The organism is Syntrophomonas sp. UBA5494 (assembly GCF_002426325.1).
This window is the reverse complement of record NZ_DIPG01000053.1, coordinates 2,522-5,347: the sequence shown is the minus strand read 5'-3', so window position 1 is coordinate 5,347 and position 2,826 is coordinate 2,522. Positions and strand designations below refer to the sequence as shown.

2 protein-coding genes and 1 pseudogene are annotated in these 2,826 nt (G+C 50.4%); all 3 read left to right on the top strand.

The genetic code is table 11. The features are described 5' to 3' along the window. A pseudogene (locus B3W37_RS06325) lies at positions 1-843 on the top strand (acyl CoA:acetate/3-ketoacid CoA transferase); the annotation flags it as partial. Positions 844-925: 82 nt separating this feature from the next. Next, a complete protein-coding gene (locus B3W37_RS06320; RefSeq protein ID WP_483171319.1) occupies positions 926-1,483 on the top strand; it encodes a nitroreductase family protein in 558 nt (185 codons plus the stop codon). 150 nt (positions 1,484-1,633) lie between these two features. Then, positions 1,634-2,826, top strand: a 1,193-nt coding sequence (locus B3W37_RS06315) for an acyl CoA:acetate/3-ketoacid CoA transferase (RefSeq protein ID WP_483175118.1), incomplete at its 3' end; no start/stop codon positions are given.

Genomic DNA, 2,826 nt, shown 5'->3' with positions numbered 1-2,826 from the left:
TCCAACGATAATCACTTCCAAACCGAAGGGGTTTATTATAACCCGGCATTTTCGGGCAATGTTAAGGTTCCCTTAAAAGAGCTGCCTCCTTTGCCTCTGGATGAACGCAAGATCATCGCCCGGCGGGCGGCCATGGAATTAAAGCCGGATGCCGTCGTAAATCTGGGTGTGGGCATGCCAACCGATGTGGCCAATATCGCTGCCGAAGAGGGCGCCAGCGAGAGCATAGTTTTGACTACAGAGGCGGGCGGCATCGGGGGCGTTCCCGCCGGTCTGCCTCATTTCGGCCAATCCTATAATGCCGAAGCCATGATCGAGATGCCTTCCCAGTTTGATTTTTACGATGGCGGTGGCATTGATATAGCTTTTCTCGGCTTGGGGCAGGCCGACAGACACGGAAACGTAAATGTCACTCAATTTGGCGCCAAACTCATGGGCTGCGGCGGTTTTATCAATGTAAGCCAAAACTCCAAAAAGGTGGTTTTCTGTGGATCTCTCACCGCCGGGGGGCTGAGAGTCAAGGCTGAGGAGGGACAATTGCGAATTGTTCAAGAGGGTGGTTATAAGAAATTCATCAAGAATGTGGAGCATATTTCTTTTAGCGGTCAATTCGCGGGCCAAGTTCGGCAGGCCGTGGTATATGTCACCGAGCGGGCGGTTTTTACCATAGCGGATGGCTTGCTTACCTTGGTCGAGATAGCCCCCGGAGTAGATGTGGAACAAGATGTTATGCAGCAGATGGAATTCAGGCCCAGAGTATCTTCTAACCTGAAAACCATGCCGGTAGAGATCTTTCGGGAGAAATGGGGCGGGTTGCGGGAGATTATTGCGGCGAATCAATAACAACAAATTAACCTCCCCGAAACGGACTGCTTAGCTGTTTTCAATGCGTGTTGAACCAAGCGGACAAAAGGAGGGATTCCTGGTGGTAAATGAAACCATAAGCCTTATCATGGGCCGAAGAAGTATCAGAACCTTTAAACCTGAACAGATAGAAGAGGAGAAACTGCGGATTATTCTGGATGCCGCCCAATATGCACCCAATGGCGGAGGCCGTCAATTATGGCATTTCACTGTGGTGCAAAATCAGCACATGATAGAGCAGATGGTCAAAGGCATGATAGATATTATGAGCAACTCAGCCCTGGCCAGATATCAGCAGAAGGCTGCCGATCCCAATTATCATACCTTCTATCATGCGCCCACGGTCATTGTAGTCTCAGGGGTGGAAAATGCCAAGGGAATTGAAATGGACTGCGCGGCGGCCACAGAAAACATGATCATTGCCGCCGAATCGCTGGAATTAAGCTCGTGCTGGATAGGTTCGGCAGAATTGATCCTGGTTAAGGAAGAGATCAAAAAGGCCTTAGGGATTCCGGAAGGCTATAAACCTTTCCATGCGGTTTCACTGGGCTATAATTCTTCCCGCACTGCGGTTAAACCCGCGCCAAGAAAAGAGAACATCGTGAACTATGTGCGCTGATCAATCTTGAACTTCGGTATTCATGACCCAAACCATTGCTGAGCAATTGCTTAAACGCCCATGGTATGGGCGGCATGGCTTGACAGACGTGATCAGTCCGTTTGTATATGAGCCTTTCTCATGTTATGGCACTGGAAGGAGTTGTTTGGTGTGTCCAAGGTAAAAACTGCTGATGAACTCGCCTTTCTGGTTGCAGACGGCGCCACCGTCGCAGTTTGCGGAATGGGACTGGCAGGGTGGAATGAGGAAATGGCTTTGGCCATCGAGAAACGTTTCCTGGAGACTGGCCATCCCCGGAATATAACCTTCTTTCAGAACGGTGGTATGGGTGATTGGACAATTAATAGAGGCCCCACTCACTTTGGCCATGTCGGCTTGGTAAAAAGATGGATAGGTGCTCATATCGGTTCAAATCCCACCATGTCCAAGCTGGTAGCGGAAAATAAAATAGAAGGCTACAACTTGCCCCAGGGTGTGATATGTCAACTATGGCGCGAGATTGCCGCCAAAAGACCGGGACTGATAACCAAAGTGGGATTGGGGACTTTTGTTGATCCAAGAGTGGAAGGCGCTAAACTGAACTCCCTTACGCAAGAGGACATAGTCAAATTAATCGAATTCGAAGGCGAGGAATATCTTTTCTTCAAGAGCTTGCCCATTGATATGGCCTTGATTCGAGGTACAGTAGCTGATGAGAAAGGGAACCTGACAGCAACCAAAGAGGGACAGCTAAACGGCGCTCTGCATCTGGCCCAGGCCACCAGAAACAGCGGCGGGATTGTGATCGCTCAGGCTGAATATTTAGCCCAAGCCGGCTCATTGCACCCCAAAGAAGTAAGGGTGCCGGGCATACTGGTAGATTATGTGGTGATAGCCGCCAAAGCAGAACACCACTGGCAGACCGAAGGCCTGTATTACAACCCGGCTTTTTCAGGCAGCATAAAAGTCCCCCTGAGCGAGGTGCCCCCGCTTTCATTGAACGAACGCAAAATCATCGCCCGGCGGGCCGCCATGGAACTGGAACCGCACAGCGTCATTAACTTCGGGGTTGGCATGCCCACTGATGTAGCTAATATCGCCACTGAGGAGAATGCCAATGAAGGCTTGTCATTGACTACAGAAGCCGGCGCAATTGGGGGCGTACCTGACGGCATTCCCAATTTCGGCCATGCTTATAATGCTGAAGCCATTATCGAAGAACCCAGCCAGTTTGATTTTTACGACGGCGGAGGCATAGATATAGCCTTCCTGGGTTTGGCCCAAGCCGACCGGCAGGGGAATGTGAATGTGGCGAAATTTAACCGTAAACTAACCGGCTGCGGGGGATTTGTGGATATTAGCCA